The sequence below is a fragment of the Paraburkholderia sp. BL9I2N2 genome, from assembly GCF_004339745.1.
GTDB lineage: Bacteria > Pseudomonadota > Gammaproteobacteria > Burkholderiales > Burkholderiaceae > Paraburkholderia.
On the sequence record NZ_SMGP01000001.1, the window covers coordinates 3873548 to 3900358 of the forward strand.

A 26811-nucleotide genomic window follows, 5' to 3' on the forward strand; every position below is an offset into this window, starting at 1 on the left:
CGTCGTTGAGTTTTGTAGCTATGAGTAATGACTGAGCGAAGCTGGCTGCGGACCGTATGGGGTTCAGTCCAAAGGCCAGGTTTCGCGGCTTGCTGCTCTTACCGCCTGCGCCGATTCGAGCGCCAGGGCATCCTGGGCGCGTTGACGGCACAGCTGATAATCGAGGTTGCGCACCCGCGCCTTGATGCCCGGCACCGACACCGGATCCACCGAGAGCTCGGTCACGCCAAGGCCAACCAGCAGCGGCACGGCGAGCGGGTCGCCCGCCAGCGCGCCGCACACGCCGACCCATTTGCCGTGCTTGTTCGCGCCTTGCACGGTGGCCGCGATCAACCGCAGCACAGCCGGATGCAAGCCGTCCGCCTGGGCGGCGAGGTCGGCCTGGCAACGGTCCATGGCGAGCGTGTATTGCGTCAGATCGTTGGTGCCGATCGAGAGGAAATCCGCGTGTTGCGACAGTTGATCGGCAAGCAGCGCCGCCGACGGCACTTCGATCATCACGCCGACTTCGATCGGCTCCGTGCGGCCCGACTCGCGCGCGAATTCGTCGATACGCTTGCGGATACGGATCAATTCGCCGACGTCGGTCACCATCGGCAGCAGGATGCGCACGGCGCCGAGCGGCTGCACCGCCAACAGGCCGCGCAACTGATCGTCGAGCAGATCCGGGCGCACTTGCGCGAGTCGGATGCCGCGCAAGCCGAGCGCGGGATTCGGTTCGGGCGGCAGCGTCAGATAGTCGACTTCCTTGTCCGCGCCGACATCCAGCGTGCGGATGATCGCGGTGCGGCCGCTCAATGCGTCGACGATTCCCTGGTAGCTCTGACGATGTTCGTCCGTGGTCGGCGCAGCGGCGCGGTGAATGAACAGCAGTTCGGTGCGCAACAGGCCGACGGAATCGGCGCCGTTTTCGACGGCGGTCTTCGCGTCGTCGAGCGTGGCGATGTTCGCCGCCACTTCGATCGCGCGGCCATCGGACGTGGCCGCCGCTTGCTGCGAGGTGCGGCGATTCGCTTCGCGCACATCGGCGAGGCGAGTGCGCTCGGTGCGTGCGCGTTCGACATCGAGTTCGGTCGGCGCGAATTCGAGGCGGCCGGTCGTGGCGTTCACTACCACTTGCGTGCCTTCGGGAATCGCATGCAACGCGTCGCCGACTGCCACCAGCGCGGGAATGCCGGCCTGACGCGCGAGAATCGCCGCATGCGAGGTCGCGCCACCGCGCGCCATCACCAAGGCGGTGACACGTGAGCGATCCAGCGTGGACAGATCCGACGGCGTGAACTCTTCAGCCGCGAGCACGGCCTCTTCCGGCAACGTGCGCGCCGCGGCGTTCGTGTAACCCAGCGCGCGCAGCACGCGCTTTTCAATGTCCCGCAGATCGGCGGCGCGTTCCGCGAGCAACGCGTCTTCGATATTCGTCAGGATTGCGATCTGTGCGCGGATCGCTTCGCGCCACGCAAAGCCTGCGCTCTTGCCGAGGCTGATCAGATCGCGCGCGGCGTCGAGCAGCGTCGGATCTTCGAGCAGCACGCGATGCACCGCGAAAATGCCCGCTTCGCCAACCGCGCCGCGTTGCGAGGCGTCGCGTACGGTCGTGCCGAGGTCCGCATCGACCGTGGCAATCGCCTTGTCGAGCAGACGGCTCTCCGCAGCCGACGTGCCGTTCGCTTTTTCGGGCGGATCGATGTCCGCGTCGTCCCAGCGCACCAGCTTGCCGACCGCGACGCCCGGCGCCGCGCAGACGCCGGCGAGTGTATTCGGCGCGAGCGGTTCGCCCGCCGGACGCGCGACGGCCTGCGGCGCCGGCGAGCTTTGGCGCGCCGGTTTTTCTTCGACTTCGCCGTGCGCTTCGCGCGTCAGTTCATGCGCGATCGCCTCGATTGCGGCCTTTGCTTGCGGGCCAACGCCGAGCAGTTCGATGGTCGCGCCTTCACCTGCGCCAAGGCCCAGCAAACCGACCACGCTTTCGATCGCCGCCTTGCGTCCTTCGTAACGCACTTCGACGCGTGCGTCGAAGCCGCGTGCCGCTTCACGTGCACGCGCCGCCGGGCGTGCATGCAGACCGCCTGCGTGAACCAGCGTGACCTGCTGACGCGCTTCCTCCGTCACGTTCGTTGCACTCGCCTCGCGCGAGGCTTCGGCCGCCGCGCCGCCGCGCGCACGCAGCACCAGCAGCGGCGTTTCACCCGCCTTCAGCAAGCCGCCTTGCACACGTTCGACGATCTCGAACGCATCCGAATTGGCGATCGCGATCACCGACACGAGGCTCGGCGCATTCAGCGCGACCTGATCCTGATCGAACTCGATCAGCACGTCGCCAGCGCGCACGTGAGCGCCTTGAGCGACCATCGGCGCAAAGCCCTTGCCGTTCAGTTCGACCGTATCGATACCGATATGCAGCAGAATTTCGGCGCCTTCGGCCGTGGCCAGCGTCACGGCATGACCGGTGCGCGCGAGATGGGTGACGGTACCGTCGCACGGCGCGACGAGTCGGCCCTCGAGCGGATCGATGCCGATGCCGTCGCCGAACATGCCGCCCGAAAACACAGGGTCGGGCACGTTCGCGAGCGGCACGACCGGACCGGTCATGGGCGCGAGTAAAACAATATGGCCTTCAGAATGGCTCATCAAGCGGGACTCCTCGACACGTCGCATCTGATTTCTCGTCAGTGAGTTTCGGTGACTTTGTTGAGATGGCGCGGCGCATCGGGATTGCGCCCGCGCGCGGCGGCAAGGCCGGCGGCCATCACGTAAAAGGACAGGATTGCGGCGATCGGATCGAGCGCCGCATGAGCGGTGGGGGCAAGCGGCAGCGTGGCTTCCGGCACGTCGGCCGGCGCTGCGAGCAGAACGCGGGCGCCGCGCGCCTTCATATCGCGCGCGAGTTGCAGCAAGCCGGCCTGCTCGGGGCCGCGCGGTGCGAAGACCAGCAGCGGATAGTCGCGATCGATCAATTCCATCGGACCGTGACGCACTTCCGCGCTCGAAAACGCTTCGGCCTGAATGCCGGAGGTTTCCTTCAGTTTCAGCGCGGCTTCCTGCGCGATGGCAAGACCCAGACCGCGGCCGATCACGATCATGCGCTCGACGCCGCGCAATTCCTCCACGGCTGCCGACCAGTCGAGTTCACCCGCGGCACGCAGTGCTTCGGGCAGCGTCTTCAACGCGGCGAGCAATTCGGCGTCCTGCTGCCAATGCGCGACGAGCTGCGCGGAAATCGACAGCATCGCGATATAGCTCTTGGTGGCCGCGACGCTCAGTTCCGGACCGGCTTCGAGCGGCAACTCGAATTCGCACGCGTCGGCCAAGGGTGAGCCCGACACGTTCACGGCGGCAACGGTCAGCGCGCCGGCTTGGCGCAGCGCTTCCATGGTGCCGACCAGGTCAGGGCTCTTACCCGATTGCGAGAACGCCAGCGCGAGTTGATCGCGCACCTGCAGCGGCGCCTGTTGCAGCGTGGCGACCGACATCGGCAGCGAGGCGACCGGCACGCCGAGGCGGCTCATCGTCAGGCTGGCGAAGTAGCTCGCGGCGTGGTCGGAGCTGCCGCGCGCGACCGTCAGCGCGACATGGCGCGGCTGCTGGGCGAGCTTCGCTGCCAGCGCCTCGACGCGCGAGGTGTCCGTAAGTTGCGCGGCGACCGTTTCAGCGGACGCCAGCGCCTCTTTAAGCATATTCGACAATTGCTTCTCCTTCGACGTAAGTCGCGGTCAACGCCAGTTCACGATCGAACACGACCACATCGGCCCATGCACCGCGCGCGATGCGACCGCGGTCTTCAATGCCCAGGTAGTCGGCGGCGTAGCGCGACAAACGGTTCGATACATCGGCGATCGGCAAGCCGATCGATACGAGATTGCGCAGCGCCTGATCCATGGTCAGGGTGCTGCCGGCGAGCGTGCCGTCGGCGAGACGCACGCCGCCGAGGCACTTCGTCACATGCTGGCTGCCGAGGCGGTATTCGCCGTCGGGCATGCCGGTGGCCGAGGTGCTGTCCGTGACCACATAGAGACGCGGAATCGCGCGCAAGGCCGCGCGGATCGCCCCAGGATGGACGTGCAGCAGATCGGGAATGATTTCGGCGAACTCGGCGTGCGCGAGCGCCGCGCCGACGAGGCCTGGATTGCGATGGTGCAGCGGCGACATGGCGTTGAACAGATGCGTGAAGCCGCAGGCGCCGTGCTTGAGCGCGGCGACGGCATCGTCGTAAGTGCCGAGCGAATGGCCCAGTTGCACGCGCACGCCGCGCGCCGCCATCTCGGAGATGATCTCCATATGGCCGGCAATTTCCGGCGCCAGCGTGACCACGCGAATCGGCGCGATGGACAGATACTTCAGCACTTCGTCCATCACCGCCGAGACCGCCGCGTCTGGTTGCGCGCCGAGCTTGCCGGGGTTGATGTACGGCCCTTCCAGATGCACGCCGAGCACGCGCGCGCCGCCGGGCGTTCGAATCCGCGCGTTGTTGCCCAACTCAGCGACGACGCTCATCAGTTCGTCGCGCGGCGCGGTCATGGTGGTGGCAAGCAGGCTGGTCGTGCCGTAACGCGCATGCGTGCGCGTGATGGTTTCGATCGCGTTGCCGCCTTCCATCACGTCGGACCCGCCGCCGCCATGCACGTGCAGATCGATGAAGCCGGGCAGGATGTACGGCGCGTCGTTCGTCGACGGATCGACGCGTTCGCCGGTGAGCGCCGTGATGCGGCCGTTTTCGTATTCGAGCGTGCCGTGAATCCACCCATCGGTGGTGAGTATGTTTCCGGTCAGCATGAGTCTCTCTGGTGAGGCGTGATACGGGGCGTGACTGAATGGCGCCTGACGGCGGCGCCGCACCTGAACTTGCGGGCTTCGCGCTCTGCCCGGTCGAGCAGTTCAGGTGCGTAATTCAGCGACAAAGTCGTAGTAATCGTCGCGGCAATAGGTGTCGGTCAGTTCGATTGCGCGCTGGTCGGCGCTATAGCCGATACGGGTAATGACCAGCAGCGCCGAGCGCGGTTCGATGTCCATCAACGAAGCGATCTCGCTCGAAGCGTTGACCGCGCGGAAGTGTTGCAAGGCGCGCACGACGGCGGCGCCACGGCGTTCGAGATAGCTGTAAAGCGAGTCGCCGATGGCGTGCGGATCGGGCACGATCGCCGCCGGCAAGGCCGAATGCTCGACCGCCATGACGATGCCGTCCGCGCGCCGCAGGCGCCGCAGACTCGTCACCGCCGCGCCGGGCGACAGGCCGAGGTGCACCAGTTCGTCACGGTTGGCGGCGCGGATATCGCGCTCGAGCCACACCGAATCCGGCCGGAAACCGCGCTGCTGCATCTTCTTCGTGAAGCCGGTGAGCCGCGAAAGCGGGTCTTCGACGCGCGGCGTAATGAAGCTGCCTGCGCCGCGAGCGCGCCGGATCAACCCTTGCTCGACCAGCAACTCGATCGCCTTGCGCGCCGTGATGCGCGACACGCCGATCGCGTCCGAGAGCGTGCGCTCCGAGGGCAGCGCCTCACCGGCCGACCACACGCCGCAGTGGATCGCTGTCGCAAGATTGCGCGCGAGCTGCAAATAGAGCGGCGTGACGTTGCGGGCGTCAGGCATCAGTGCGGACCAGCGAGTTTCCATGGGGCTCCGGCGGCCTTCGCGAAAAGGTAGGCCTACGAAAAATGAGAGCCCATTATATAACCAACATAATACCAGTCAATCAACTGGTTCCATGCTGGTATGATTTGGCGCAAAGCCTTGCTGAATAAGGCTTAGAGGGGCATTCGCAGGCGCTGGAGAAGGTTTTTTGGAGCCCAGGATTTACCCGTATTGGGCTTCGGGAACGCATCTGGCCGGCTTTAAGCAGGGTTTCAGTACGCTGACACTCTGCCGCGATCGATACCTTTTTAATACCAGTGCCGACCAAGCCTTTGCCGGCGTGGCTTTTGTAATGGGGTGCGTTCCAATATAGTGCTGAGTAGCAAGCTATAACAATCCCCTGGGAGCAGCATTTGACAGATTCCGAGGCGCTGAGGCGCGCTCAGGCCGTCCGCCATTTCAACCGCTTCTATACCCGACACATTGGCGCACTGCATGAGCATTTGGCAAAGAGCGCGTTCTCATTGACCGAGGTGCGCGTACTGCACGAGCTCTCCCGCGGACGTCCTCAAACGGCCTCGGTGCTCGGGCGTTCCCTCGGTCTCGACAGCGGTTATCTCAGCCGTCTGCTGACCAGCTTCGAACGACGCGATCTGATCACGCGCCGCCCGTCCGAGACGGACGCGCGCCAGTCGCTGATCGCCCTCACGGACAGCGGCCACGCCGCGTACGCACCGCTCGATAACGCGGCGATCGAAGAAGTGTCGATACTGCTTTCCGGCCTCACGGCCCTCTCTCAGGATCAGTTGATCACCGCGATGAAGACCATCGAACGGCTGCTCGGCGACAAGCCGAGGCACGAACTCGTGGTGCTCCGCCAGCCGCGCCCAGGTGAATGCGGCTGGCTCGTGCATCGGCAGGCGCAATGGTTCGCCGCGCAATACGACTGGGATCCATCGTTCGAGGGATTGCTCGCGCGGGTCGTCGCCGATTACACGCAACGCAACGATCCGGTGCGGGAGATGTGCTGGGTCGCCGATCAGGAAGGCATGGTGGTCGGCTCGGTCTGCATCGTCGGCCTGTCGACGACAGTGGCCGGCGTGCGGCTGCTGTGGGTCGAGCCAGATGTGCAGCGGCTGGGGATCGGCACGCAGTTGGTGAGCGAATGCGTGCGCTTTGCGAGGCGCGCGGGCTATACGAAGCTCACGCTGACAACGGCCGCCTCGCTCGAACAACCACGGCGCCTGTGCGAGCGCACCGGGTTCAGGCTCGCCGGCACGGCGGCTGAGCGCCGTTTCGGCAAGGACCTGATGATCGAGCGATGGGAATTAGGCTTGTAGCAAGCGTCGCCGCTTAGAACGACGGCACCACCGAACCCTTGAACTGCGTCTTGATGAACTGGCGCACGTCTTCCGACTGGTAAGCGGCCACCAGCTTCTTGACCCACGGCTTGTCCTTGTCCTGCGTGCGCACGGCGATCAGGTTCGCGTACGGGCTATGCACGTCTTCGAGCGCGATCGCATCTTTGGTCGGCTGCAGGCCGGCGGCCAACGCGAAGTTCGTGTTGATCGCGGCGGCGTCGACGTCCGACAGCGAGCGCGGCAATTGCGCGGCGTCGAGTTCGACCAGTTTGATTTTCTTCGGATTGTCGGCGACGTCGAGCGGCGTCGCGTTATTGCCGTTCGTGCCCGCGCCGGTCTTCAGCTTGAGCACGCCTTGCGCTTGCAGCAACAGCAGCGCGCGGTTTTCGTTCGACGGATCGTTCGGCACCGCGACCTTCGCACCTTGCGGCAGATCCTTCAGCGACTTCAGCTTCTTCGAGTAGATGCCGAGCGGCGAGATGTACGTGAGACCGGCATTGACGATCTTGTAGCCGCGCTGCTTGATCTGGCTATCGAGGTACGGCTGATGCTGGAAGCTGTTTGCGTCGAGGTCGCCGGCGTCGAGCGCGGCGTTCGGCTGCACGTAGTCGTTGAATTCGACGACCTTCACGTTCAGGCCTTCGCGCTTCGCCACTTTCGTGACGACTTCCCAGATCTGCGCGTCAGGGCCGCCGATGGTACCGACCTTGATGACTTTGTCGTCGGCGTGCGCGCCGAAGCTGGTGAAGATCGCCGTGCTGGCGACGACTGCCGAGAGGGCTTTGAGGATGTTTCTGCGCTGCATGTGATTCTCGCTTGTTTCTAATCGACGGCTTGATCGGTGACGTGATCGATGGCTCATCGACTTCTGATCGGTGTCAGATTCGGGTGGAAGCCGACGGCGGACATTGCTTTTGACAATGCGCCGCCGACTGGACCTGAAATGGTCTCATAGTCCCGGCGAGATGGGAAATATCACGATCGCATATGGTTATGCGCGTTGAACGGCGCGGGACCGCGTGCTCATGAGAGGCACGCGGTCGCTGCAGCGGAGAATCAGAAGGTGGTCCAGTCGTCGCCGGGCGGGGTGGCTTTCATTGCCACGGTTGATGCGCGTGGCGCGGTCGAGGCGGCAGGCTTGGCGCTCGTTACATGCGCGGGTGATGCCGAGGTCGGCGCGGCGGACGCTCTGGCGGGAGCCGACAGCTTCGGCTCCGCGCGCGACGATGCCGACGCAGAGTGCAGTGCCGTGCCGATTTCGCGCATTGCCGCCGCCGTTGCGGCTGCTTGCGGCGCCGCAGCCGTCGCCGTAGCCGTCACTCTCCGCGCCGCCACCGCAGCCGAATTCTGCACGGCAACGTCCGCACTATTCACGCGAAACGCGCTCACTGTGTCACGCAGACGCCCCGCCTGATCCTGCAACGAAGCCGCCGCGGCGGCCGCCTGCTCGACCAGCGCCGCGTTCTGCTGCGTCACCTCATCCATTTGCGTGACGGCGCGCCCGACTTGCGAAATGCCGCTGCTCTGCTCTTCGGATGCCGCCGCGATCTCGCCCATGATGTCGGTGACACGCTGCACGGCTTGCAGAATTTCGCCCATCGTCGTGCCGGCCTGCTGCACCAGCGTCGAGCCGTTATGCACGCGTTCCACCGACGCGCTGATCAACTGCTTGATCTCCTTCGCCGCCGTTCCCGAGCGCTGCGCGAGGCTGCGCACCTCGCCCGCGACGACCGCGAAACCGCGGCCCTGCTCACCGGCGCGCGCCGCTTCCACGGCCGCGTTCAACGCAAGAATGTTGGTCTGAAAAGCAATGCCTTCGATCACGCCGATGATGTCCGCGATCTGCCGCGAGCTGTCGTTGATCTCGCCCATCGTGCCGATCACGCGGCTCACCACGTCGTTGCCGCGCGTCGCGATTTCGGACGCGTTATGTGCGAGTCCGCTCGCCTGCCGCGCGTTGTCGGCGTTCTGCTTGACCGTCGCGGTGAGTTCTTCCATGCTCGCCGCGGTCTCCTGCAACGAAGCCGCCTGCTGCTCGGTGCGCTGCGACAGATCGCCATTGCCGGCGGCGATCTGCTGCGTCGCCGACGCAATGGATTCGGCCGAGCGACGAATCTCGCCGATGGTCCGCTGCAAACGGTTCTGCATTTCATGCATGGCCGCCATCATGCTGGTCTTGTCCTGCGGACGAACGTCGACCACCTGCGTCAGATCGCCTTGCGCGATACTCGCCGCGAGCCGCGCCGCCTGGTCAGGTTCGCCGCCGAGGCTCGCACGCACGTTGCGGATAATCAGCACCATCGCCAGCGAGATGATCGCGCCGATGACCAGCACTACAGCCAGGTGGCCGAGCAGCGTCTCGTAGTACACCGTGTCGATGTCCTTGATGAACACGCCGCTCGTGATGTTCCAGTCCCACGGCGCGAAACGCACCACGTAGCTGATCTTCGGCACGGCCGTTTCGCTGTGCGGCAGGCGTCCGCGATACTCCGCGAAACCACGGCCGCTCGCCTTGGCCGCGTCGACGATCGCCACGTACAGGAGCTTGCCGTCCGGGTCCTTGAAGTCGCCGACCGGCTTGCCGGTCATTTGCGGCAATGTGGGATGCATCAGCACGACGGGCTTCGAATCCATCACGAACAGGTAGCCGGATTCGCCGTAGCGCATGGTCGAGAGACGGGCGAGCGCTTCGCGCTGCGCATCGGCCTCGCTCAGCTTGCCGCTTTGCGAAAGCGCGTAATATCCGTTCACGATGCCCTGCGCGGCATCGACCAGATTCACCATGCCCGCCTTGCGCTCGGCCAGCATCGTGCTGCGCGTTTCGACCGCGCTCCACAGCCCGACGCCCAGCAGCCCCAGCCAGACGAGCGCGAGCGACAGCCATAGTTTGCGATTCAAACTCATCCTGCTCATTGTTGTGGTCTCTCTCGTGTGATTCGTGTTCCGTTCGCAGTCGCAGGCACGCGACTGCGTATCGCGCGCAAACGATTGCTATAGATATAACGGCAAGACAAACGGGCAACTTGAGAGACGCTGCAAGGAAACCAACCGCCTGGCGAGGATGGCGTGCGTGCAGCCAGATCACACGCGCTGAATCATTCTCTGACCGATAATCCGAGGCTGCGGCCGCACCTTTTAGCGGCACATTCCATTGCGGAGAGAACGCCCATGTACGTCATCGACCTTACCTACACCGCACCGCTCGAACGCGTCGACGACGCGCTGGAAGCCCATCGCGCATTTCTGACGCAGCAGTTCGAAGCAGGCGTGTTCGTCGCCGCCGGGCCGAAAGTGCCGCGCGACGGCGGCATCATTCTGGCGGTGCGCATCGAGCGCGATAAGCTGGATGAGATTCTCGCCAGCGACCCGTTCGCGCAGCAGAACCTTGCGCGTTACGAGGTGACGGAGTTCAAGGCGACGCGGCTAGCGCCCGGATTGAATTTGCCGATGCCGGCTTAAGTCTTGAAGCGCAAGGAAATTTGAAAACGGGCGCGTGATACGACACGCGCCCTTACGGCTGCGCGTGTCAGTCGAGCAGCAGCTTGATGTCGTGCACCCACGGCGTTGCGCCTTGGCCGTCGCGCGCGAACAGACGCAGCTTGCCGTCCGTATCGAACACATAGCTCGCGGCCGTGTGATCCATCGTGTAGCTGTCAGGCGTCTTGCCCGGCACCTTCGCGTAGTAGACGCGGAAGTCCTTCGTGATCTTGGTGAGCTGCGCCTGATCGGCCGGACGCAAGCCGACGAACGTCGGGTTGAACGCCGGCACGTATTGCGCGAGCAAAGCCGGCGTATCACGATCCGGATCGACGGTGACGAACAGCACCTGCACGCGCTTCGCGTCTTCCGGGCCGAGTTGCTGCAACGCTTGCGAGAGCTCGGCCATGGTGGTCGGGCAAACGTCCGGGCAATGCGTGTAGCCGAAGAACAGCACCACCACCTTGCCTTTGTAGTCCGCCATGCTGCGGAGGTGGCCGGCCGTGTCGGGCAGCGAGAAGTTGCTGCCGAACTGGGTATTGCCCGTGATGTCGAGATTCTGGAACGCCGGCGGCTGCTTGCCGCAGCCTGCGACCAGCAAGGCGCCACCGAGCGCGCAAGCGATCACGGCAGCACGCGCCATGCGCGCGAAGCGGTTATTGAGCATGGTATTACGCGCCGATCAGGACGCGCGCATAGTGGTCGATCAGCAGCGCGGCGAATAGCAGCGAGAGATAGACGATCGAATAACGAAAGGTCTTGCGCGCCAGATCGTCCGAATACTCGCGATAGATCTTCCACGCATAGGCAAGGAATACGGCGCCCAGCAGCACGGCCGACGCGAGGTACACCACGCCGCTCATGCCGGAGATGAAGGGCATCATGGTGACCGCGAACAGGATCACCGTGTACAACAGAATATGCAGACGTGTGTACTTCTCGCCGTGCGTGTTCGGCAGCATCGGCAGGCCGGCGTTTTCGTAGTCTTTGCGGCGATACAGCGCGAGCGCCCAGAAATGCGGCGGCGTCCACACGAAGATGATCAGCACCAGGATCCAGGCGTCGCCGGGCACGTGGCCGGTGACCGCGGCCCAGCCGAGCGCGGGCGGCATGGCGCCCGAGGCGCCGCCGATCACGATGTTCTGCGGCGTGGCAGGCTTGAGCAGCAGCGTATAGATAACGGCATAGCCGACGAACGTGGCCAGCGTGAGCCACATGGTGAGCGGATTGGCGAACGTGTAGAGCGTCCACATGCCGAGGCCGCCGAGCACGGCCGAGAACAGCAGAATCTGCGTGGTGGTGATTTCGCCGCGCGCGGACGGGCGCCACGAGGTGCGGCGCATCTTGGCGTCGATTTTCTGCTCGACGAGGCAATTGATGGCGAACGCCGCGCCGGCCAGCAACCAGATGCCGACGGTGCCGCCGATCAGGGGAGTCCACGGCACCATGCCAGGCGTCGACAGAAACATGCCGATGACGGCGCAGAACACGGCGAGTTGCGTGACGCGCGGCTTCGTCAGGGCGATGTACTGGGAGACCCGGCTACCGGGCGTTTGGGAGAGTGTTGTGCTGTCCATGTGGAGTCACGCTGGCGCGGCATCGCGCGCAGGGAGCACGGCGCGGCCGGGACGGCTATAAGCGATCCGAAAGTTTAACATAACGAGCAGAAGCAGCAGGATCGCGGCCCCCCCGTTATGCGCGACCGCAATGGGCAACGGCCATTGCAGAACGATGTTCGACAGCCCGGTGATGAACTGGATCAGCACGACCAGCAGCACGCCGTTTGCGGGCCGCCGCAGCGACTCGAAGCGGCGCAGTTTGAGCGCGAACCACACCAGATACGCGACCACCACGATGGCGAACGTGCGGTGCGTCCAGTGGATCGCCACCAGCGCATCCTGCGTGATCATGTCGCCGTCGCCGGTCATGCCGAGCGCGCGCCACAGATGGAAGCCGTGCGCGAAATCCATCGGCGGGACCCATTGGCCGTTGCAGGTCGGGAAATCCGTGCACGCGAGCACCGCGTAGTTCGTGCTGACCCAGCCGCCCAGCGCGATCTGCGCGATCAGCAGCACGAGACCCGTGATCGCCGCCGCACGCCAGCGCGCGGCCTCGGGCTCGTAAGCGGGCAACGGCGTTTGCCGCGCGGCCAGCCAGCCGAGTGTGCCCAGTAGCGCGAGTCCGAGCAGCAAGTGCGTTGTCACGATGATCGGTTGCAGCTTCATCGTCACGGTCCAGGCGCCGAACGCGCCTTGCACCAGAATCAGCAGCAACAGCGAGGTCGGCCACCACGGCGATACATGCAGCGGGCGTCGCTTGATACGCGCCGTCCACGCGATGAGGGTCTGCGCGATGATCAGCACGCCGATCGCCATCGCGAAGTAACGGTGGATCATTTCGATCCAGGCCTTCGTCATGCTGACCGGTCCGGTGGGCATCGCCTGATGTGCGGCCGCGATCGCCGCATGCGCGATGAACGGCGATGATGTGCCGTAACAGCCCGGCCAGTCCGGACAGCCAAGCCCGGAATCGGTGAGCCGTGTAAAGCCGCCGAACATCACCAGATCGAGCGTGAGGAAGGTGGTGAGCCAGACCAGCTTGCGGAATTTGTTGTCGTCGGCCTTGACCCACACGTAGGACAGCGGCAACAACGCGATACACAAGCCGATCAGAGCCAGTTGCAGTACGAACATCTCTCTTACCTATATTGCGGCGTCAGCCGATGCGCGACCATTTGAGCAGCTTGGTCAGGTCGCCTTTGATCTTGCCGGGGTTCGGATCTTTCGGGAAACGCATCATCAGATTGCCGTTCGGATCGACCAGGTAAATGTGGTCAGTGACTTTGGTGCCGCTATCCGTTGGCAGCCACGCGGACACCTGCGCCGGATCGGCGATCATCATGTCGGTGTCGGGGTAGGCCTTTTGTATCACGTCCGCGACGTTGCCTGCATCGGTGCGCAGCCATACTTCCACGACGCGCTCGCGTTCCGGGCCCTGAGCTGCGCGGATTTGTCGCATGAAGTAGAGCTTGGTGACGCACGCTTTGTCACACGCGCTGTTGTCGACGGAAATCATCAGCCAGTGGCCGCGCAGCGTGGCGAACTTGACGGGCTTGCCATCCTCGCCGGTGACCGTGAGCGAATCGGGAATCGGGCGTTGCGGTTCGACCAGCGTGCCGTAGCTCGTGGTGCCGCCGGCCGGCCGGATCACGTAGTACGTGAAATACGACACGGCGATCGGTGCGGCGCAGATGATCGCCACCAGCAGCAGCATCCAGCGGCCGCGTTGCCACGAGCCTTTGCCGTTGGGTTGGCCGGGCGTGGCTTGAGACGTTGAGGGTTTGCCGGCTTGCGGCGAACGGGGAGATTGCGTCGACACTACTGGACCTCTATCAATGATTTGCGCGGCTTGTGACTCGAACTCTGGCCACAGACCGCATGTGCTGCGTTACACGCCCGGCGCGTGCTCTTTCTTCGCGGCGCGGCGCGCGGCATACAGGCCGAAGACCAGCGCCGCGGCCGCCATGCCCCACCACTGGAACATGTAGCCATAGTTGCGTTCGACGCCGCTAGTCGGCGCGGGCCAATCGCGCACCAGCTTGTCGCCGTCGTCGCTCAATTGCTGAATCACGAACGATTGCAGCGGCAAGCCGGTTTCCGCGGCGTACGCGGCGACATCCAGATTCTGACGGATCAGTTGATGCTCGGCCGAACCGCCCTGCCCCAACTCGTAAGCGCGCGACGCGTCGGCCCGCGCAATGCCTTCGATTTCGATGTCGCCTTGCGGCGTGGTGTACGGCGCGATGGTCTCGCGGTTGTTCATATTGCGCGGCAACCAGCCGCGATTGACCAGCACGTAACCGCCGTCGGCCAGTTTAAAAGGCATCACGACGTAAAAGCCCGGCTGATCGTTATATGGACGATTATCGAGGTAGACGACCTTGTCCGCGACGAAACTGCCACGCGCTTTCACGCGATGAAACTCGATGTCCTTCAACTGAACCGGCGCGGCGCTCACCGCTTGCGCGGGCGCGTTCTCGAACTGCGTGATGTGCGCTTCGAGCGCTTCCTTCTGATGCGCGCGGTCGCGCTGCCAGAAACCTAGCCGCACCGTCACCACGATCACCAGCAGAATCAACAGCGCGGGAACGAGGCGGAACTTCATCGCGCACGCTCCAACGTCGCCTGCGACGTCACGGGGAACGCACGGCAAACGCAGGCTCGCGGTGCGATAATAAACGTCTTGCCTCTGCGCTTCCTGGTTTCAGCCGGTTCCATGCACATTCTCGTTCCCATCGCCTTCGTCCTGATCATCGCCAGCATGGTGTCGGCGCTGTACTTCATGATGCATGACAAGGGCAAAACCAAGCGGATGGTCTGGTCGCTCGCCACGCGGGTGGGCCTGTCGATCTCGCTGTTCCTGTTCATCCTGTTCGCTCACTGGATGGGTTGGATTCAGTCGACCGGTATTCCTTACGGGCGCTGAGCCCGGCGGAACAATCTCCACGCCGCCAAACAAAACGCCGCCCTGACAGGGTCGAGGGCGGCGCTGCATAGGTCTTGCATACTGCTCGCGCGCCGCGCCCCGAAGGGCGTGGCGCACATGGCCTGCACACATTCCGGCTTGCCGGTCGGCGCAGGCGGGACTGCGTTACAGCCAGTACACGACGACGTACAGCCCGAGCCACACGACGTCCACAAAGTGCCAATACCAGGCCGCGCCTTCGAACGCGAAGTGATGCTCCGCCGTGAAGTGACCGCGAATCATACGCGCCAGCACGACCGCCAGCATCGTGCCGCCGAGGAACACGTGGAAGCCGTGGAAGCCGGTCAGCAGGAAGAACGTCGAACCATACACGCCCGACGACAGCGTCAGATTCAGTTCGTTGTACGCGTGGAAATATTCGAAGCCTTGCAGGAACAGGAAGCAGACGCCGAGCACGAGCGTTGCAGCCAGCCAGATGATCGCTTTCTTGCGATGATCTTCACGCAGCGCGTGGTGCGAGACCGTCAGCGTCGCGCCCGAGGAAAGCAGCAGCGCCGTGTTGATGGTCGGCACCGGCCACGGCTGCATCGACTTGAAGGTCGAAACCAGCGCTGCCGGACCGTTGTTCGGCCACACCGCCGAGAAATCCGGCCAGATCAGCTTGTAATCGAGGCTACCCAATTGATGCAGCGCGATCTCACGCGCATAGAACAGCGCGCCGAAGAACGCACCGAAGAACATCACTTCGGAGAAGATGAACCAGCTCATGCTCCAGCGGTACGACTTGTCGACATTCTTGCCGTACATGCCGCCTTCCGACTCGGCGATCGCGTCGCCGAACCAGTGCCACAGCGTAAAGAGCAGCCACAACAAACCGGCGACGACGCCGATCGGCGCCCAGTCATGTTCGTTGATCCAGGCCGCAAGCGATCCGAGCATGACCAGCAACCCAACGGCGGCGCTAATCGGATGCCGCGACGGATGCGGTACGAAATAGTACGGGCTCTCGTTTTGACCGCTCATTCTTGATTCTCCACTTCAGTCCAGTTGTTCCGGAATCTCCGGCTGTATCTTCGGCGGCGCGTCGATACCGCACCGCTTCGCTCTAATTCGTGGGCGCTGTTCGCCCGATTCTACGTGTGCGCCGGGCACTTCACCCTACTACGGCCCGTACGATCAGAATCAGCACCACGATAAAAATTGCCGCGCAGATCAACGCTGCCGCGATCACGTGCAGCGGGTTCAACTGCGTGGCGTCCGCCTCCAGATCGCGACGCTTGCGCACCCCGAAAAACGACCAGAGCACCGCACGCATCGACTGACCAAAACTGCTCTTGCGCGGGCTGCCGCCGTTATCGCTCATCTCTTTTCTTCTTCCTTCGCCTGCGGCGCGAGCCGTCAGGCGGGATTGGCGGCGGTGGCCGCCGCGCGTGTATCCGTATTGGCCGTGGGTGCTGCGCTTCCGGCCGTGGCCGCTGCCGGCGTACTCAATTCAAAGAACGTGTACGACAACGTGATCGTTTTCACGTCTTTCGGCAACTTCGGATCGACCACGAACACCACCGGCAGGCGCTTCGTCTGATTGGCCGTCAACGTCTGCTGCGTAAAGCAAAAACACTCGATCTTCTTGAAGTACTCGGTGGCCTGCTTCGGCGCGTAGCTTGGAATGGCTTGCGCCTGAATCGTGCGCGCCTGTTCGTTGCTCACCTCGTACATCACCGTCGTCACTTCGCCCGGATGCACGTCGAGACTGCGCTGCTCCGGCTTGAAACCGAGCGGGCCGCGCGCGTTCGCATCGAATTCGATCGAAATCGTGCGGCTCATGTCGACCTGCGTATTCTTCGCCTCGCGCACCGTGGCGTCACGCTGTACGAGGTTGTTGATGCCGGTGATCTGGCAGATTGCGCGGTACATCGGCACCAGCGCGAAACCGAAACCGAACATCATCAACGCGACGATGAACAGCTTGATCAGCATCGAACGGTTAAAAGAGCGGTCGGCCTGAGCCGGCGGTTGCGTCGACATCTCAATCCTCAACAAACCTGCACACAGACTTGGATCAGTCCGTCAGGAAAACCACTTCTGATGGATGATGACGCTCGCGAAAAAGACCGCGGCGATCACGAACATCACAAAACCGATACGCCGGTTGCCTGCGCGAATCTGTTCCGGCGTACGTCTTTCCAGTGAATTGCGCGTCATGCTCGACTTTCTGAATACCTGCTTTCGTGACTACCGGTCGACAGCCACCCCTTAGGCGGCTGTCAGGTTCTGGTGGCGATATAACTTGCGGCACCAGAACCCGCTACCTCACCAACTACCGATTATTCGACGGTCGGCGGGTTTTCGAACGTGTGGAACGGAGCCGGGCTCGGCACGGTCCATTCGAGGCCCGTTGCGCCGTCCCACGGCTTGTCTCCAGCCTTTTCGAGTTCGCCGCCGCCACGGTAGGCCGGCAGTGCAACCGCGAACAGGAAGTAGACCTGCGCCAGACCGAAGCCGAACGCGCCGATCGAGATGACCTGGTTCCAGTCCGTGAACTGTGCCGGGTAGTCAGCATAACGACGCGGCATACCTGCGAGGCCAACGAAGTGCATCGGCAGGAACGCGAGGTTGAAGAAGAACAGCGATGCCCAGAAGTGGATCTTGCCGCGCGTTTCGTTGTACATCCAGCCGGTCCACTTCGGCGCCCAGTAGTACCAGCCGGAGAACAGCGCGAAGAGCGAGCCCGCCACCAGCACGTAGTGGAAGTGCGCGACGACGAAATAAGTACCGTGATACTGGATGTCGAGCGGGGCCATTGCCAGCATGAGACCCGACAGACCGCCGAACGTGAACACGATCAGGAAGCCGACCGCGAACAACATCGGCGTTTCGAAGCTCAGCGAACCGCGCCACATCGTCGCGACCCAGTTGAACACCTTCACGCCCGTCGGCACGGCGATCAGCATGGTCGCGTACATGAAGAACAGCTGGCCCGTCACCGGCATGCCGGTCGCGAACATGTGGTGCGCCCACACCATGAACGACAGAATCGCGATCGACGAGGTTGCGTACACCATCGAGCTATAGCCGAACAGCGGCTTGCGCGAGAACGCCGGAATCACCTGTGACACGATCCCGAACGCCGGCAAGATCATGATGTACACCTCGGGGTGCCCGAAGAACCAGAAGATGTGCTGGTACATGACCGGGTCGCCGCCGCCTGCCGCGTTGAAGAACGACGTGCCGAAGTGGCGGTCGAACAGCACCATGGTGATCGCGCCTGCCAGAACCGGCATCACGGCGATCAGCAGGTAGGCGGTGATCAGCCACGTCCACACGAACATCGGCATCTTCATCAGCGTGAGGCCGGGTGCGCGCATGTTCAGGATCGTCACGACGATGTTGATCCCGCCCATGATCGACGAAGCACCCATCAAGTGGACCGCGAAAATCGCGAAGTCCATGCCCGGGCCCATCTGCGTGGAAAGCGGCGCGTAGAGCGTCCAGCCAGCGGCGGTCGCGCCGCCCGGCGAGAAGAACGAGCCGACCAGCAGGACAGCCGCCACCGGCAGAAGCCAGAAGCTGAAGTTGTTCATGCGCGCAAAAGCCATGTCCGATGCGCCGATCTGCAGCGGCACCATCCAGTTCGCGAAGCCGACGAAAGCCGGCATGATCGCGCCGAACACCATGATCAGGCCGTGCATGGTGGTCAACTGGTTGAAGAACTCGGGACGCATGATCTGCAGGCCCGGTTCGAACAGTTCGGCACGGATCATCAGCGCCATCACTCCCCCGGAGAGGAACATGGTGAACGAGAAGATCAGGTACAGCGTACCGATGTCCTTGTGATTGGTTGCGAACAGCCAACGACGCCAGCCATGCGGCGTTTCGTGAGCATGGTCGCCGTGCACGTGTTCGTGGCCTGCGACTACATCGTGTCCGATGCTAGACATGACAATCTCCTAAAGCGAATACTGCGGTGCTGACCATGAACACGTCAGGCAGCCGGGCTGATCTGAACACGCCGGGCTTCTTTCGCGTCGCTGCCGCCCGTGATCGTTTCCGGCTTCTTCAAAATAATATGGTCTTCGGCAATGCCGGCTGCTTTCAACGCGTCGCGCACGGCTTCGGCGCGGCTCTTCGCGAGCTTCGCGTTGAGGTCGGCGGAGCCGGTGGCGTCGGTGAAGCCCGACAGCGTGAATTTCGCGTCCGGATGCGCCTTCGCGTAGGCCGCGGCTGCGTCGACTGCCGCTTTCGCGTCGGCCGGCAACGTGCTCTTGCCGGTTTCGAAGTAGATGCTCGCCGGCAATGCTGCTTGCGTTGCCGCGCTGTCCGAAGCTGCCGGTGCCGCCGCTGCCGCGCCCGAGGCGCCGGATGCTGCCGCCGCCCCCGAAGCCGCTTCTGCGCCGCTCGCCGCTGCGCCTGCATCGGCCAGATGGTTGCCGCCTTCCGGCAGCTTGCCGTTACGGGCGTCCGCAACCTGCTTCGGTTGGAGAATGTCGCCGGTGTGGTTGCCCCACGAGTTACGTTCGTACGTGACCACCGAAGCGATTTCGACGTCGTTCAGCGTAGGCGCCCACGACGGCATCGCGTTCTTGCCCTTCAGCACCAGGCTGACGTGCTCGGCGATCGCGCCGTTGGCGATCTTGCTGCCGTCGAGCGCCGGGAATGCGCCCGCGCCCTTGCCGGTCGGCTGGTGGCAGACCGCGCAGTTCGCCGCGTAGACCTTGCCGCCGCGCTCCATCAGCTCGGCCATGGTGTAGGTCTTGTTCGGATCGTCCTGGCCGGCGGCCATTTTCTTCTTCTGCGTGTCGACCCACTTCGCGTAGTCGTCGGCGGACAGCACTTCGACCACCACCGGCATGAACGCGTGTTCCTTGCCGCACAGTTCGGTACAGAAGCCGCGGAACGTGCCGACCTTGTCAGCCTTGAACCACGTGTCGCGCACGAAGCCCGGAATCGCGTCCTGCTTCACGCCGAAAGCCGGCACGTACCAGGAGTGGACCACGTCGTTCGCGGTGGTGATGATGCGGATTTTCTTGTCGACCGGGACGACCAGCGGATTGTCGACTTCCTGCAGATACGTGGTGGAAATCGGCTCGCGGCCATCGGTTTCCGCACGCGGCGTGGCCAGCGTGGACAGGAAGTTGATGCCTTCGCCCGGGCCCTTCACGTAGTCGTAGCCCCATTTCCACTGATAGCCGGTGACCTTGATGGTGACGTCGGCGTTGGTGGTGTCTTTCATCGCGACCACCGTCTTGGTGGCGGGCAGGGCCATCAGCACGACGATGATGAACGGCACGATCGTCCAGATGATTTCGACGGTGGTGCTTTCGTGGAAGTTGGAAGCTTTGTGGCCTTTCGATTTGCGGTGCGCAAAGATCGAATAGAACATCACGCCGAACACGCCGACGAAGATAACCAGGCAAAGAACCAGCATGAACATGTGGAGGCTGAAAAGCTCCTCAGCGATTTTCGTCGCAGGCGGCTGGAGATTGATCTCGTTGACGGCAGGGCCGCCCGGAACATCGCCCACTGCCAGGGCCGCGCCGGCGAAAAGCAGTCCGCTCATCGCCAGCACGCCCATGAGGGCTCGCTTGATTGTTTTCATAGCTTCCTTACCCAAAATTTCCATTCAAACCCTCGACCCCGCTGGCAGGTTGCCTCGCGCTCCCCGTGAACGCCGCGCGACTCCACGCGTCTAAGAAAACGTCTGGGTCGCCCCAGGTTTTCTTCCCCCTTGGAGGGCCCGGCGCCAAGCGCCAGGTTTGGGGGCCCCTAACAACGCGTGAGCCACATACGCAATTCGCCTGCGAACTGCGCGCGCCGATACTGCGCGAGATGTTGCCCGATCATGATCGTCTGCCCGCGCGAGACCAGTTTGATCCGGTCACGCGGTGTTGCGCCCGCCTCGATCCGCACCCAGCGCGGATTGAACTCGAACTGCGTAAGCTGCTCGGCGCTGACCTGCTCGATGACGAGCCGGTTCTGAAACAACCGGATACGCTCGTAATCCACAGCATGACGCGCATATATGGCAAACGCGATGCCCACCGCCAGCAATTCGACACCGGTGAACGGCAACACCAGCCAGGCGCCGACCAGAACCAGCATGAAAGCAATTGCCAACGAGAACAACGCAAGCGACACGTAGAAACATACGAACTGCCGCGGCGATATCGAACAGTTGCGTTTCATCGTCCAGTCTTTGAGAACTGGTTCTGAATCCGCCAGCAGATCTGATGCTCCCATCGCTGCCTCCCGCCGATTGTCTCCAATCGCCGCCCGCGGCCATTGCTGGCGACCATTATTCCGGCCGCTCGATCACCGCTGCGCCATCTTATCTTGCTGCCCTGTGCCTCGGGCCTGCCGCCCCAAATGTGGGAACTCCGGGCGACAAACTGACGCATTATAGGCGCGATCCATAGCATCCACAAGCAAGCCTCTATTGGCCCACAAGCCAGGCGCGACAAGCCTCCGCGCCGTTTTGACGCACCTTTTGCGCGTCTTTTGAAGCGGTAATTTCAGACATAACAGATGTCCTCTTTACCGCCTCGTCGATTCCTCAACGATTCCTTGACGAACCGCGCCCGATGTCCTCGATTCGGACGATGCCATGACCTTCCGCCGTGGTGCGCGGCACGGCTTTCCATGCGTGTCCGTAGATCACTTCGAAGGTCAGCGCGATCGTGCCGTCGGCACGCCGACGGGCTTCGAGGGCCGCCAGCAAAGCCTTGTGCAGCCGGCGCGCGGCGGCGCTCGACGACGCTTCGCGCTCGAACGGATAGGCGCCCCAGCGGCGCACGTCGGCGAGCAGCGACTGCGGCGACTTATAAGTAATGGTGAGCACTTCCTGGTCCATCACAGGAATCTCGAAGCCGCTTTCGGCCAGCATGTCGCCGAGATCGTGCATGTCGACGAAGTCGATCACGTGCTTGCGCGAGGCAACGCCGTGCGCGGCCTCGACTTCGGCGTAAGCGCCACGCAATTCCTTGAGCGAGTCTGGACCGAGCGTGCTGAACATCAGCAGGCCGTTGACTTTGAGCACGCGCTGCCACTCGGGGAACACCAGATCGGGCCGCGAGTGCCAATGGAGCGCCAGGTTGGACCAGATGAATTCGAAGGCGCCGGCCGCGAAGGGCAGCGCCGAAAAGTCGGCTTGCGCGAAACGCGGACCGCGGGCGCCGAGCGCTTTGCCGAGCGAGGCCGGCAGGAAGCGCCGCCAGCTCGTGTCGCCGGAATCGTGTTGCAGCGCGCGCGTGAGCATGCCGTGCGACAGGTCGGAGCCGAACACCGGCGCTTCGGGAAAGCGCTCGCGCAAAGCGGGGATGTCTTCGCCCGCACCGCAGCCGGCGTCGAGCACGCTCGCCGGCGTGACCTTGATGTAGTCGAGCCGCTCGCGCATGCGTTGCGCGATTTCACGAGGCAGGAACGCGACGTCGCTGAAAGTCGCTGCGCGGCGGTCGAAGATCCGCCGGAGGCGCCGGGAATCATAGGCCGGACGGCCTGATTGAGCGGGAGTTGGGGACATGAGTGTCGTGCTGGCGTGGAGCAGGAAGTATACTCGCTCGCTTCCGTCCATTCAGCGTGAGAGGCCTTCGCGGGCGGTCCAATCATGCCATTCCGACCCAATTCGTCATTTTCCGGCGGCAGATTCGCGCGTTTCGCGCGCACCTTGCAATCGGCCTGGCCGCGCGTGATGCACGCCGCGTTGCCGAACCTCTGCGCGTTATGCGGCAATTTGTCGCATACCACGCTGTGCGCCGGTTGCGACGAAGCCTACTGGAACGAAAGCCGGTTGCGCTGCACCGTCTGCGCGGTGCCCTTATCCAGTTCGCGATTGGCAGCGCGCACGCAATATCGCTGTGCGGATTGCATCGGCGAGCCGCCGCCGTTCGACGCGACCTTCGCCCTCGCCGACTATCGGGCGCCGCTCGACACGTTGGCGGTCGGCCTGAAATTCCGCGCCCGGCTGATGCTGGCGCGCGAGTTCGCACAACGGCTCGCACGTCTTGCACAGGACTCCTGGCAAGACCTTGCTGAATGGCCGGATGTGATCGCGCCCGTGCCGCTTGCAAGCAAACGTCTCACCGAGCGCGGCTACAACCAGGCCTGGCAAATCGCGGGGCCGCTGGCCCGCGCGCTGCATGTACGCAGCGACGCGACCTTGCTGAATCGCGTGATTCACACCGCGCCGCAGTCGCGGCTCGATCTCGACGCCCGCCGCCTGAACGTGGGCCGCGCTTTCAAGGTCGCCGGGTCCGTGCAAAGGCTGCACGTCGGCATCGTCGACGATGTGATGACGACCGGCGCCACGCTCGAAGCGCTGGCGCGCACGCTCAAGGCAGCCGGTGCGCGGCGGGTCACCAACTTCGTCGCGTTGCGCACACCGAAAAACTAGTCTCCACCTGAGTTCACCATGTTCAATGTCGTTCTCGTAGAACCGGAAATCCCGCCGAACACCGGCAACGTGATCCGCCTGTGCGCCAACACCGGCGCCCGGCTGCATCTGATCGAGCCGCTCGGCTTTCCGCTCGACGACGCCAAGTTGCGCCGCGCCGGCCTCGACTATCACGAGTACGCGCAGATGAACGTGCACGCTGACTGGGCGGCGTTCATCGCCAAGGAATCGCCGGACCCGGCGCGCATGTTCGCCTTCACCACGCGCGGCTCGGGCCGCTTTCACGAGCACGCGTTTCAATCCGGCGACTGGTTCGTGTTCGGCGCCGAAACGCGCGGCCTGCCCGACTCGGTGCTCGACCAGTTCGCCAACGAGCAACGCGTGCGCCTGCCCATGCGTCCGGGCAACCGCAGCCTGAATCTATCGAATACCGTCGCGGTCGTGGTGTTCGAAGCGTGGCGTCAGACCGGCTTCGAAGGCGGCGCCTGACGGCGTTTCAATTCGGCCTCGTAGCGCGCGAACATGGTGTCGTCGAAACAGGCGAACACTACTTGCTCGATCTGCGGCGTGCGCGGCAACGTGTCGAGCACCGTGCCGACCGCAATTCGCACGGCCTCGTCAGCGGGAAAATGGTAGATGCCGCAACTAATCGCGGGGAACGCGATGCTGTTGCACTGCGCCTCGCGCGCCACCTCGAGCGAGCGCTGATAGCAGGACGCGAGCAAGTCGGCCTCACCATGCGTCCCGCCACGCCAGACCGGGCCGACGGCATGAATCACATGTTTAGCCGGCAGACGGTAGGCGCCGGTCAGCTTCGCGTCGCCGGTCGCGCAACCGCCCAACGTTTCACATTCGCGCAGCAAATCCTTGCCGGCCGCGCGATGAATCGCGCCGTCCACGCCGCCTCCGCCCAATAGCGACGTATTCGCGGCGTTGACAATCGCATCCACGGCGAGCGTCGTGATGTCGACCACGCGTGCTTCCAGCGTGCAACGGTTGAGTCTGAGCATAGGAACCTCGCTGATCCGAAGCGTCGATAAAAACGTGGACAGCGATAGCGGGCAGCCGTTCAACGCTTTTGCGCGCTAAACGGCTGAAAGACAAGGCTTATTCAGCTTTGGAGTCGCGCCGCAGCAAGGCGCTGACGGCGTCGCGCGGCGCCACGCCGTCGAACAGCACGGCGCAGACCGCCTGCGTGATCGGCATCTCGATTGAATGAGCGCGGGCGATCGCGAGGACCGCTTGCGCGCAACGCACGCCTTCGGCCACGTGACCGAGGGCGCCGAGAATATCGTCGAGCGTGCGGCCCGCGGCGAGTTGCAGGCCGACCGTGCGATTGCGCGACAGATCGCCGGTTGCGGTCAGGATCAGATCGCCCAGGCCGGTCAAACCGGTGAACGTTTCCGCCCGTCCGCCGAGCGTCACGCCGAGGCGCGACATTTCAGCGAGGCCGCGCGTGATCAGGGCCGCGCGTGCGTTCAGACCGAGGCCGAGGCCGTCGGCGATGCCCGTTGCAATGGCCAGCACGTTTTTCACCGCGCCGCCCACTTCCACGCCGACGACGTCGTCGCCGGTATAGATGCGCATGGCGCCATGATGAAACGCGGCGACCGTACGCTCGCGGCACGCCGCCGACGCGCTCGCGATGGTCAGCGCGACCGGCAAGCCCTGCCCGACTTCGCGCGCAAAGCTCGGACCGGACAACACGCCGTTACTGCCGTGCTCCGGCAATTCGGCCGCGACCACCTGGTGCGGCATCAACTGCGAATCGGCTTCAAAACCTTTGCACAACCACACCACATGCGCCGGCACTTTACCCGCATCGCGCATGGCCTGAAACAAACCGCGCAGTCCGGCGACGGGCGTCGCCACGACGCATAACGCATCGTCGGCGAGCGCGTGGTCGAGCGCCGCGTTCAGATCGGCTTCATAGCGAAGCGCCGGCGGCAAAGCAACGCCCGCCAGATAGCGGGCGTTTTCGTGCGAAGCGGAGAGATCGGCAATGAGCGCAGGCTCGCGCGCCCACAACACCGTGTCGTGCCGTACGGCCAGATGGCCGGCGAGGGCTGTGCCCCACGCGCCGGCGCCAAGGACAGCAACCTTCATAGCCGGCACTGCCTGCGGCACTTTAGTGCGTGACGCCGTTTTGCGCCGCGCCGTCCTGGCCACCCATCTGCGCGAGGCGTTGCTCGTACAGCGCCTGGAAGTTGATCTCGGCGAGGTGGATCGGCGGGAAACCGGCGCGAGTGATCGCGTCGGCGATGTTCGAGCGCAGGTACGGGAACAGTATGGTCGGGCAGGCAATGCCGACCAGCGGATCGATCTGCTCAGCCGGAATGTTGCGGATGTCGAAAATGCCGGCTTGCTTGGCTTCGATCAGGAACGCAACCTTGTCCGACACCTTGGCCGTGACCGTGCCCGTGACGAGGATTTCGAACACGGTGTCGGCGAGGCGCTCGGCCTTCACGTCGACTTCGACTTCGACCGAGGGCATTTCCTGCTCGAGGAAGATGCCCGGCGAATTCGGCTGCTCGAGCGACATGTCCTTCAGGTAGATGCGCTGGATGTTGAAGAACGGCTGGTTATTCTCGTCGGACATGATGAAGTGATTCCCTGATAGGTATGCATGGCGGCGGCCCATGCTTGCATGGGCCGCCAGATCGTTGCGGCGCGCCGCCCGCCCTGAAGAGGCGAGGCCGCGCCGGCTTGGTGTTCATCCGCCCTGCTCGCGCGCCCGCGGGCGCGCGAATTCAGGCGGTTGCTTCGAGCAGCGGCATCAAACCGCCCGCGCGATCGAGCGCTGAGAGGTCATCGTACCCGCCCACATGCGTCTCGCCGATGAATACCTGCGGCACCGTGCGGCGACCGGTCCGGGTCATCATTTCCTCACGACGGGCCGGGTCTTTGTCGATCAGTACCTTTTCAACGTGCTCGACGCCGCGCGACTTTAAAAGACGTTCGGCCATCTGGCAATACGGGCACACCTGGGTGCTGTACATGATCACTTTGTTCACTTCGCTGCTCCTTGTTTCACAACCGGCATGCCGGCTTTCTGCCAGGCGTCGACACCGCCTTCGAGAACATGCACTTCCGCATAACCTGCATCCTGCACGATACGCGCTGCCTTGTTCGACTGCTGGCCGGTCTGGCATACCAGCAGCACCGGGTTGCTCTTGTTTTTCACGAGTTGCGCGACTTTTGCCTGCAACTCTGCAAATTCAAGGTGCCGTGCCGCGGGCAAATGCCCTTTGGCGTAGTCGGCGGACGGACGCAGATCGATGACCGCCGCATTGCGCCGGTTGATCAGTTGCGTGGCTTCAGCGGCCGACAGGCCGCCACGGCCGCGCCGGCTGATCGTCGGCCACAGCAGCAACCCACCGGAGATGAGGACGATCGCGATCAGTACAAGGTTTGTGTAATCAGTGAAAAACTTCACGGAAAATCCGCCGAAAAAGGGAGAAATCGGAAAGGGCAATCCAGCCATTATAAAATAACCATCTGACGCGATGGCGGCGCTCCTCTAGAGGACCTCCGCGG

At 63.6% G+C, this 26811-nt stretch carries 29 protein-coding genes; 5 read left to right on the forward strand and 24 right to left on the reverse strand.

What is annotated here, in order from left to right; genetic code table 11:
- Nucleotides 1-63 precede the first annotated feature (63 nt).
- The 4 genes from ptsP to B0G74_RS17800 form a co-directional block, all read right to left on the reverse strand.
- Nucleotides 64-2628 carry a phosphoenolpyruvate--protein phosphotransferase gene (ptsP, locus tag B0G74_RS17785; RefSeq protein WP_207915658.1) on the reverse strand — a complete coding sequence of 855 codons (2565 nt, stop codon included), beginning with the start codon at nucleotides 2626-2628 and terminating at the stop codon, nucleotides 64-66.
- Between the two features lie 38 nt (nucleotides 2629-2666).
- Nucleotides 2667-3674: an SIS domain-containing protein gene (locus tag B0G74_RS17790; protein WP_132376987.1), complete on the reverse strand. Its 1008-nt coding sequence runs from the start codon at nucleotides 3672-3674 to the stop codon at nucleotides 2667-2669.
- Nucleotides 3667-4770 carry an N-acetylglucosamine-6-phosphate deacetylase gene (nagA, locus tag B0G74_RS17795; RefSeq protein WP_132376141.1) on the reverse strand — a complete coding sequence of 368 codons (1104 nt, stop codon included), beginning with the start codon at nucleotides 4768-4770 and terminating at the stop codon, nucleotides 3667-3669. The genes B0G74_RS17790 and nagA overlap by 8 nt, the downstream gene beginning before the upstream one ends.
- Before the next feature lie 102 nt (nucleotides 4771-4872).
- A complete protein-coding gene (locus B0G74_RS17800) occupies nucleotides 4873-5607 on the reverse strand; it encodes a GntR family transcriptional regulator (protein WP_132376142.1) in 735 nt (244 codons plus the stop codon).
- A gap of 371 nt (nucleotides 5608-5978) precedes the next feature.
- Between B0G74_RS17800 and B0G74_RS17805 the strand changes: the two genes are divergently transcribed.
- Nucleotides 5979-6905: a bifunctional helix-turn-helix transcriptional regulator/GNAT family N-acetyltransferase gene (locus B0G74_RS17805; RefSeq protein ID WP_132376143.1), complete on the forward strand. Its 927-nt coding sequence runs from the start codon at nucleotides 5979-5981 to the stop codon at nucleotides 6903-6905.
- A 13-nt stretch (nucleotides 6906-6918) separates the two neighbouring features.
- Here the strand turns inward: B0G74_RS17805 and B0G74_RS17810 are convergent, their stop codons facing one another.
- Entirely contained in the window at nucleotides 6919-7731 is an 813-nt protein-coding gene (locus tag B0G74_RS17810) for a MetQ/NlpA family ABC transporter substrate-binding protein (RefSeq protein WP_132376144.1), read from the reverse strand.
- Between the two features lie 251 nt (nucleotides 7732-7982).
- Entirely contained in the window at nucleotides 7983-9839 is a 1857-nt protein-coding gene (locus B0G74_RS17815; RefSeq protein WP_132376145.1) for a methyl-accepting chemotaxis protein, read from the reverse strand.
- 255 nt (nucleotides 9840-10094) lie between these two features.
- Here B0G74_RS17815 and B0G74_RS17820 point away from each other — a divergent pair, with 255 nt between their 5' ends.
- Nucleotides 10095-10385: a YciI family protein gene (locus tag B0G74_RS17820; RefSeq protein WP_132376146.1), complete on the forward strand. Its 291-nt coding sequence runs from the start codon at nucleotides 10095-10097 to the stop codon at nucleotides 10383-10385.
- A 67-nt stretch (nucleotides 10386-10452) separates the two neighbouring features.
- Here the strand turns inward: B0G74_RS17820 and B0G74_RS17825 are convergent, their stop codons facing one another.
- The 5 genes from B0G74_RS17825 to B0G74_RS17845 form a co-directional block, all read right to left on the reverse strand.
- Entirely contained in the window at nucleotides 10453-11070 is a 618-nt protein-coding gene (locus B0G74_RS17825) for an SCO family protein (protein WP_132376147.1), read from the reverse strand.
- Between the two features lie 4 nt (nucleotides 11071-11074).
- Nucleotides 11075-11980, reverse strand: coding sequence for a heme o synthase (cyoE, locus tag B0G74_RS17830; protein ID WP_132376148.1), 906 nt, complete (start codon nucleotides 11978-11980; stop codon nucleotides 11075-11077).
- A 6-nt stretch (nucleotides 11981-11986) separates the two neighbouring features.
- A complete protein-coding gene (locus B0G74_RS17835; protein ID WP_132376149.1) occupies nucleotides 11987-13096 on the reverse strand; it encodes a COX15/CtaA family protein in 1110 nt (369 codons plus the stop codon).
- Nucleotides 13097-13118: 22 nt separating this feature from the next.
- Nucleotides 13119-13781, reverse strand: coding sequence for a cytochrome C oxidase subunit I (locus B0G74_RS17840; protein ID WP_132376150.1), 663 nt, complete (start codon nucleotides 13779-13781; stop codon nucleotides 13119-13121).
- 69 nt (nucleotides 13782-13850) lie between these two features.
- On the reverse strand, nucleotides 13851-14567 hold the full coding sequence (locus B0G74_RS17845; protein WP_132376151.1) for an SURF1 family protein: 717 nt from the start codon (nucleotides 14565-14567) through the stop codon (nucleotides 13851-13853).
- A gap of 111 nt (nucleotides 14568-14678) precedes the next feature.
- On the opposite strand from B0G74_RS17845, the gene B0G74_RS17850 reads away from it, so the two are divergent.
- Entirely contained in the window at nucleotides 14679-14888 is a 210-nt protein-coding gene (locus B0G74_RS17850) for a twin transmembrane helix small protein (RefSeq protein ID WP_007179452.1), read from the forward strand.
- Nucleotides 14889-15053: 165 nt separating this feature from the next.
- Here B0G74_RS17850 and B0G74_RS17855 read toward each other — a convergent pair whose 3' ends face one another.
- The 8 genes from B0G74_RS17855 to B0G74_RS17885 form a co-directional block, all read right to left on the reverse strand.
- Entirely contained in the window at nucleotides 15054-15911 is an 858-nt protein-coding gene (locus B0G74_RS17855; protein WP_132376152.1) for a cytochrome c oxidase subunit 3, read from the reverse strand.
- Between the two features lie 130 nt (nucleotides 15912-16041).
- The gene (locus B0G74_RS17860; RefSeq protein ID WP_132376153.1) at nucleotides 16042-16251 is read right to left on the reverse strand and encodes a DUF2970 domain-containing protein; all 210 of its coding nucleotides are present in this window, start codon (nucleotides 16249-16251) and stop codon (nucleotides 16042-16044) included.
- A gap of 35 nt (nucleotides 16252-16286) precedes the next feature.
- On the reverse strand, nucleotides 16287-16913 hold the full coding sequence (locus B0G74_RS17865) for a cytochrome c oxidase assembly protein (RefSeq protein WP_132376154.1): 627 nt from the start codon (nucleotides 16911-16913) through the stop codon (nucleotides 16287-16289).
- 42 nt (nucleotides 16914-16955) lie between these two features.
- Nucleotides 16956-17090: a cytochrome oxidase small assembly protein gene (locus B0G74_RS46685; protein WP_243658215.1), complete on the reverse strand. Its 135-nt coding sequence runs from the start codon at nucleotides 17088-17090 to the stop codon at nucleotides 16956-16958.
- A 122-nt stretch (nucleotides 17091-17212) separates the two neighbouring features.
- Nucleotides 17213-18826, reverse strand: coding sequence for a cytochrome c oxidase subunit I (gene ctaD, locus B0G74_RS17870; RefSeq protein ID WP_106282189.1), 1614 nt, complete (start codon nucleotides 18824-18826; stop codon nucleotides 17213-17215).
- A 44-nt stretch (nucleotides 18827-18870) separates the two neighbouring features.
- Complete coding sequence (gene coxB / locus B0G74_RS17875; RefSeq protein ID WP_132376155.1) at nucleotides 18871-20508, reverse strand: cytochrome c oxidase subunit II; 1638 nt, start codon at nucleotides 20506-20508, stop codon at nucleotides 18871-18873.
- 143 nt (nucleotides 20509-20651) lie between these two features.
- Complete coding sequence (locus B0G74_RS17880) at nucleotides 20652-21125, reverse strand: DUF2244 domain-containing protein (protein ID WP_132376156.1); 474 nt, start codon at nucleotides 21123-21125, stop codon at nucleotides 20652-20654.
- A 313-nt stretch (nucleotides 21126-21438) separates the two neighbouring features.
- Complete coding sequence (locus B0G74_RS17885) at nucleotides 21439-22404, reverse strand: methyltransferase domain-containing protein (RefSeq protein WP_132376157.1); 966 nt, start codon at nucleotides 22402-22404, stop codon at nucleotides 21439-21441.
- Nucleotides 22405-22488: 84 nt separating this feature from the next.
- On the opposite strand from B0G74_RS17885, the gene B0G74_RS17890 reads away from it, so the two are divergent.
- Both B0G74_RS17890 and trmL read left to right on the forward strand, forming a co-directional pair.
- Nucleotides 22489-23274 carry a ComF family protein gene (locus tag B0G74_RS17890; RefSeq protein WP_132376158.1) on the forward strand — a complete coding sequence of 262 codons (786 nt, stop codon included), beginning with the start codon at nucleotides 22489-22491 and terminating at the stop codon, nucleotides 23272-23274.
- 18 nt (nucleotides 23275-23292) lie between these two features.
- A complete protein-coding gene (gene trmL / locus B0G74_RS17895) occupies nucleotides 23293-23763 on the forward strand; it encodes a tRNA (uridine(34)/cytosine(34)/5-carboxymethylaminomethyluridine(34)-2'-O)-methyltransferase TrmL (protein WP_132376159.1) in 471 nt (156 codons plus the stop codon).
- Here trmL and B0G74_RS17900 read toward each other — a convergent pair.
- From B0G74_RS17900 to B0G74_RS17920, 5 genes are all read right to left on the reverse strand, one after another.
- Nucleotides 23736-24284, reverse strand: coding sequence for an O-acetyl-ADP-ribose deacetylase (locus B0G74_RS17900; protein WP_132376160.1), 549 nt, complete (start codon nucleotides 24282-24284; stop codon nucleotides 23736-23738). The genes trmL and B0G74_RS17900 overlap by 28 nt on opposite strands.
- 97 nt (nucleotides 24285-24381) lie before the next feature.
- Nucleotides 24382-25380 (reverse strand): NAD(P)H-dependent glycerol-3-phosphate dehydrogenase, encoded by a 999-nt coding sequence (locus B0G74_RS17905; RefSeq protein WP_132376161.1) that lies wholly within the window; start codon nucleotides 25378-25380, stop codon nucleotides 24382-24384.
- Between the two features lie 22 nt (nucleotides 25381-25402).
- The gene (secB, locus tag B0G74_RS17910) at nucleotides 25403-25873 is read right to left on the reverse strand and encodes a protein-export chaperone SecB (RefSeq protein WP_007179465.1); all 471 of its coding nucleotides are present in this window, start codon (nucleotides 25871-25873) and stop codon (nucleotides 25403-25405) included.
- A 151-nt stretch (nucleotides 25874-26024) separates the two neighbouring features.
- On the reverse strand, nucleotides 26025-26288 hold the full coding sequence (gene grxC, locus B0G74_RS17915) for a glutaredoxin 3 (RefSeq protein ID WP_007179466.1): 264 nt from the start codon (nucleotides 26286-26288) through the stop codon (nucleotides 26025-26027).
- Complete coding sequence (locus B0G74_RS17920; protein WP_012431601.1) at nucleotides 26285-26710, reverse strand: rhodanese-like domain-containing protein; 426 nt, start codon at nucleotides 26708-26710, stop codon at nucleotides 26285-26287. The genes grxC and B0G74_RS17920 overlap by 4 nt, the downstream gene beginning before the upstream one ends.
- Nucleotides 26711-26811 lie beyond the last annotated feature (101 nt).

Coding starts and splice junctions, on each gene's coding strand:
- ptsP (WP_207915658.1), bottom strand. CDS start 2,628: ATGAGCCATTCTGAAGGCCATATTGTTTTACTCGCGCCCATGACCGGT.
- B0G74_RS17790 (WP_132376987.1), bottom strand. CDS start 3,674: ATGCTTAAAGAGGCGCTGGCGTCCGCTGAAACGGTCGCCGCGCAACTT.
- nagA (WP_132376141.1), bottom strand. CDS start 4,770: ATGCTGACCGGAAACATACTCACCACCGATGGGTGGATTCACGGCACG.
- B0G74_RS17800 (WP_132376142.1), bottom strand. CDS start 5,607: ATGGAAACTCGCTGGTCCGCACTGATGCCTGACGCCCGCAACGTCACG.
- B0G74_RS17810 (WP_132376144.1), bottom strand. CDS start 7,731: ATGCAGCGCAGAAACATCCTCAAAGCCCTCTCGGCAGTCGTCGCCAGC.
- B0G74_RS17815 (WP_132376145.1), bottom strand. CDS start 9,839: ATGAGCAGGATGAGTTTGAATCGCAAACTATGGCTGTCGCTCGCGCTC.
- B0G74_RS17820 (WP_132376146.1), top strand. CDS start 10,095: ATGTACGTCATCGACCTTACCTACACCGCACCGCTCGAACGCGTCGAC.
- B0G74_RS17825 (WP_132376147.1), bottom strand. CDS start 11,070: ATGCTCAATAACCGCTTCGCGCGCATGGCGCGTGCTGCCGTGATCGCT.
- cyoE (WP_132376148.1), bottom strand. CDS start 11,980: ATGGACAGCACAACACTCTCCCAAACGCCCGGTAGCCGGGTCTCCCAG.
- B0G74_RS17835 (WP_132376149.1), bottom strand. CDS start 13,096: ATGTTCGTACTGCAACTGGCTCTGATCGGCTTGTGTATCGCGTTGTTG.
- B0G74_RS17845 (WP_132376151.1), bottom strand. CDS start 14,567: ATGAAGTTCCGCCTCGTTCCCGCGCTGTTGATTCTGCTGGTGATCGTG.
- B0G74_RS17850 (WP_007179452.1), top strand. CDS start 14,679: ATGCACATTCTCGTTCCCATCGCCTTCGTCCTGATCATCGCCAGCATG.
- B0G74_RS17855 (WP_132376152.1), bottom strand. CDS start 15,911: ATGAGCGGTCAAAACGAGAGCCCGTACTATTTCGTACCGCATCCGTCG.
- B0G74_RS17860 (WP_132376153.1), bottom strand. CDS start 16,251: ATGAGCGATAACGGCGGCAGCCCGCGCAAGAGCAGTTTTGGTCAGTCG.
- B0G74_RS17865 (WP_132376154.1), bottom strand. CDS start 16,913: ATGTCGACGCAACCGCCGGCTCAGGCCGACCGCTCTTTTAACCGTTCG.
- B0G74_RS46685 (WP_243658215.1), bottom strand. CDS start 17,090: ATGACGCGCAATTCACTGGAAAGACGTACGCCGGAACAGATTCGCGCA.
- ctaD (WP_106282189.1), bottom strand. CDS start 18,826: ATGTCTAGCATCGGACACGATGTAGTCGCAGGCCACGAACACGTGCAC.
- coxB (WP_132376155.1), bottom strand. CDS start 20,508: ATGGAAATTTTGGGTAAGGAAGCTATGAAAACAATCAAGCGAGCCCTC.
- B0G74_RS17880 (WP_132376156.1), bottom strand. CDS start 21,125: ATGGGAGCATCAGATCTGCTGGCGGATTCAGAACCAGTTCTCAAAGAC.
- B0G74_RS17885 (WP_132376157.1), bottom strand. CDS start 22,404: ATGTCCCCAACTCCCGCTCAATCAGGCCGTCCGGCCTATGATTCCCGG.
- B0G74_RS17890 (WP_132376158.1), top strand. CDS start 22,489: ATGCCATTCCGACCCAATTCGTCATTTTCCGGCGGCAGATTCGCGCGT.
- trmL (WP_132376159.1), top strand. CDS start 23,293: ATGTTCAATGTCGTTCTCGTAGAACCGGAAATCCCGCCGAACACCGGC.
- B0G74_RS17900 (WP_132376160.1), bottom strand. CDS start 24,284: ATGCTCAGACTCAACCGTTGCACGCTGGAAGCACGCGTGGTCGACATC.
- B0G74_RS17905 (WP_132376161.1), bottom strand. CDS start 25,380: ATGAAGGTTGCTGTCCTTGGCGCCGGCGCGTGGGGCACAGCCCTCGCC.
- secB (WP_007179465.1), bottom strand. CDS start 25,873: ATGTCCGACGAGAATAACCAGCCGTTCTTCAACATCCAGCGCATCTAC.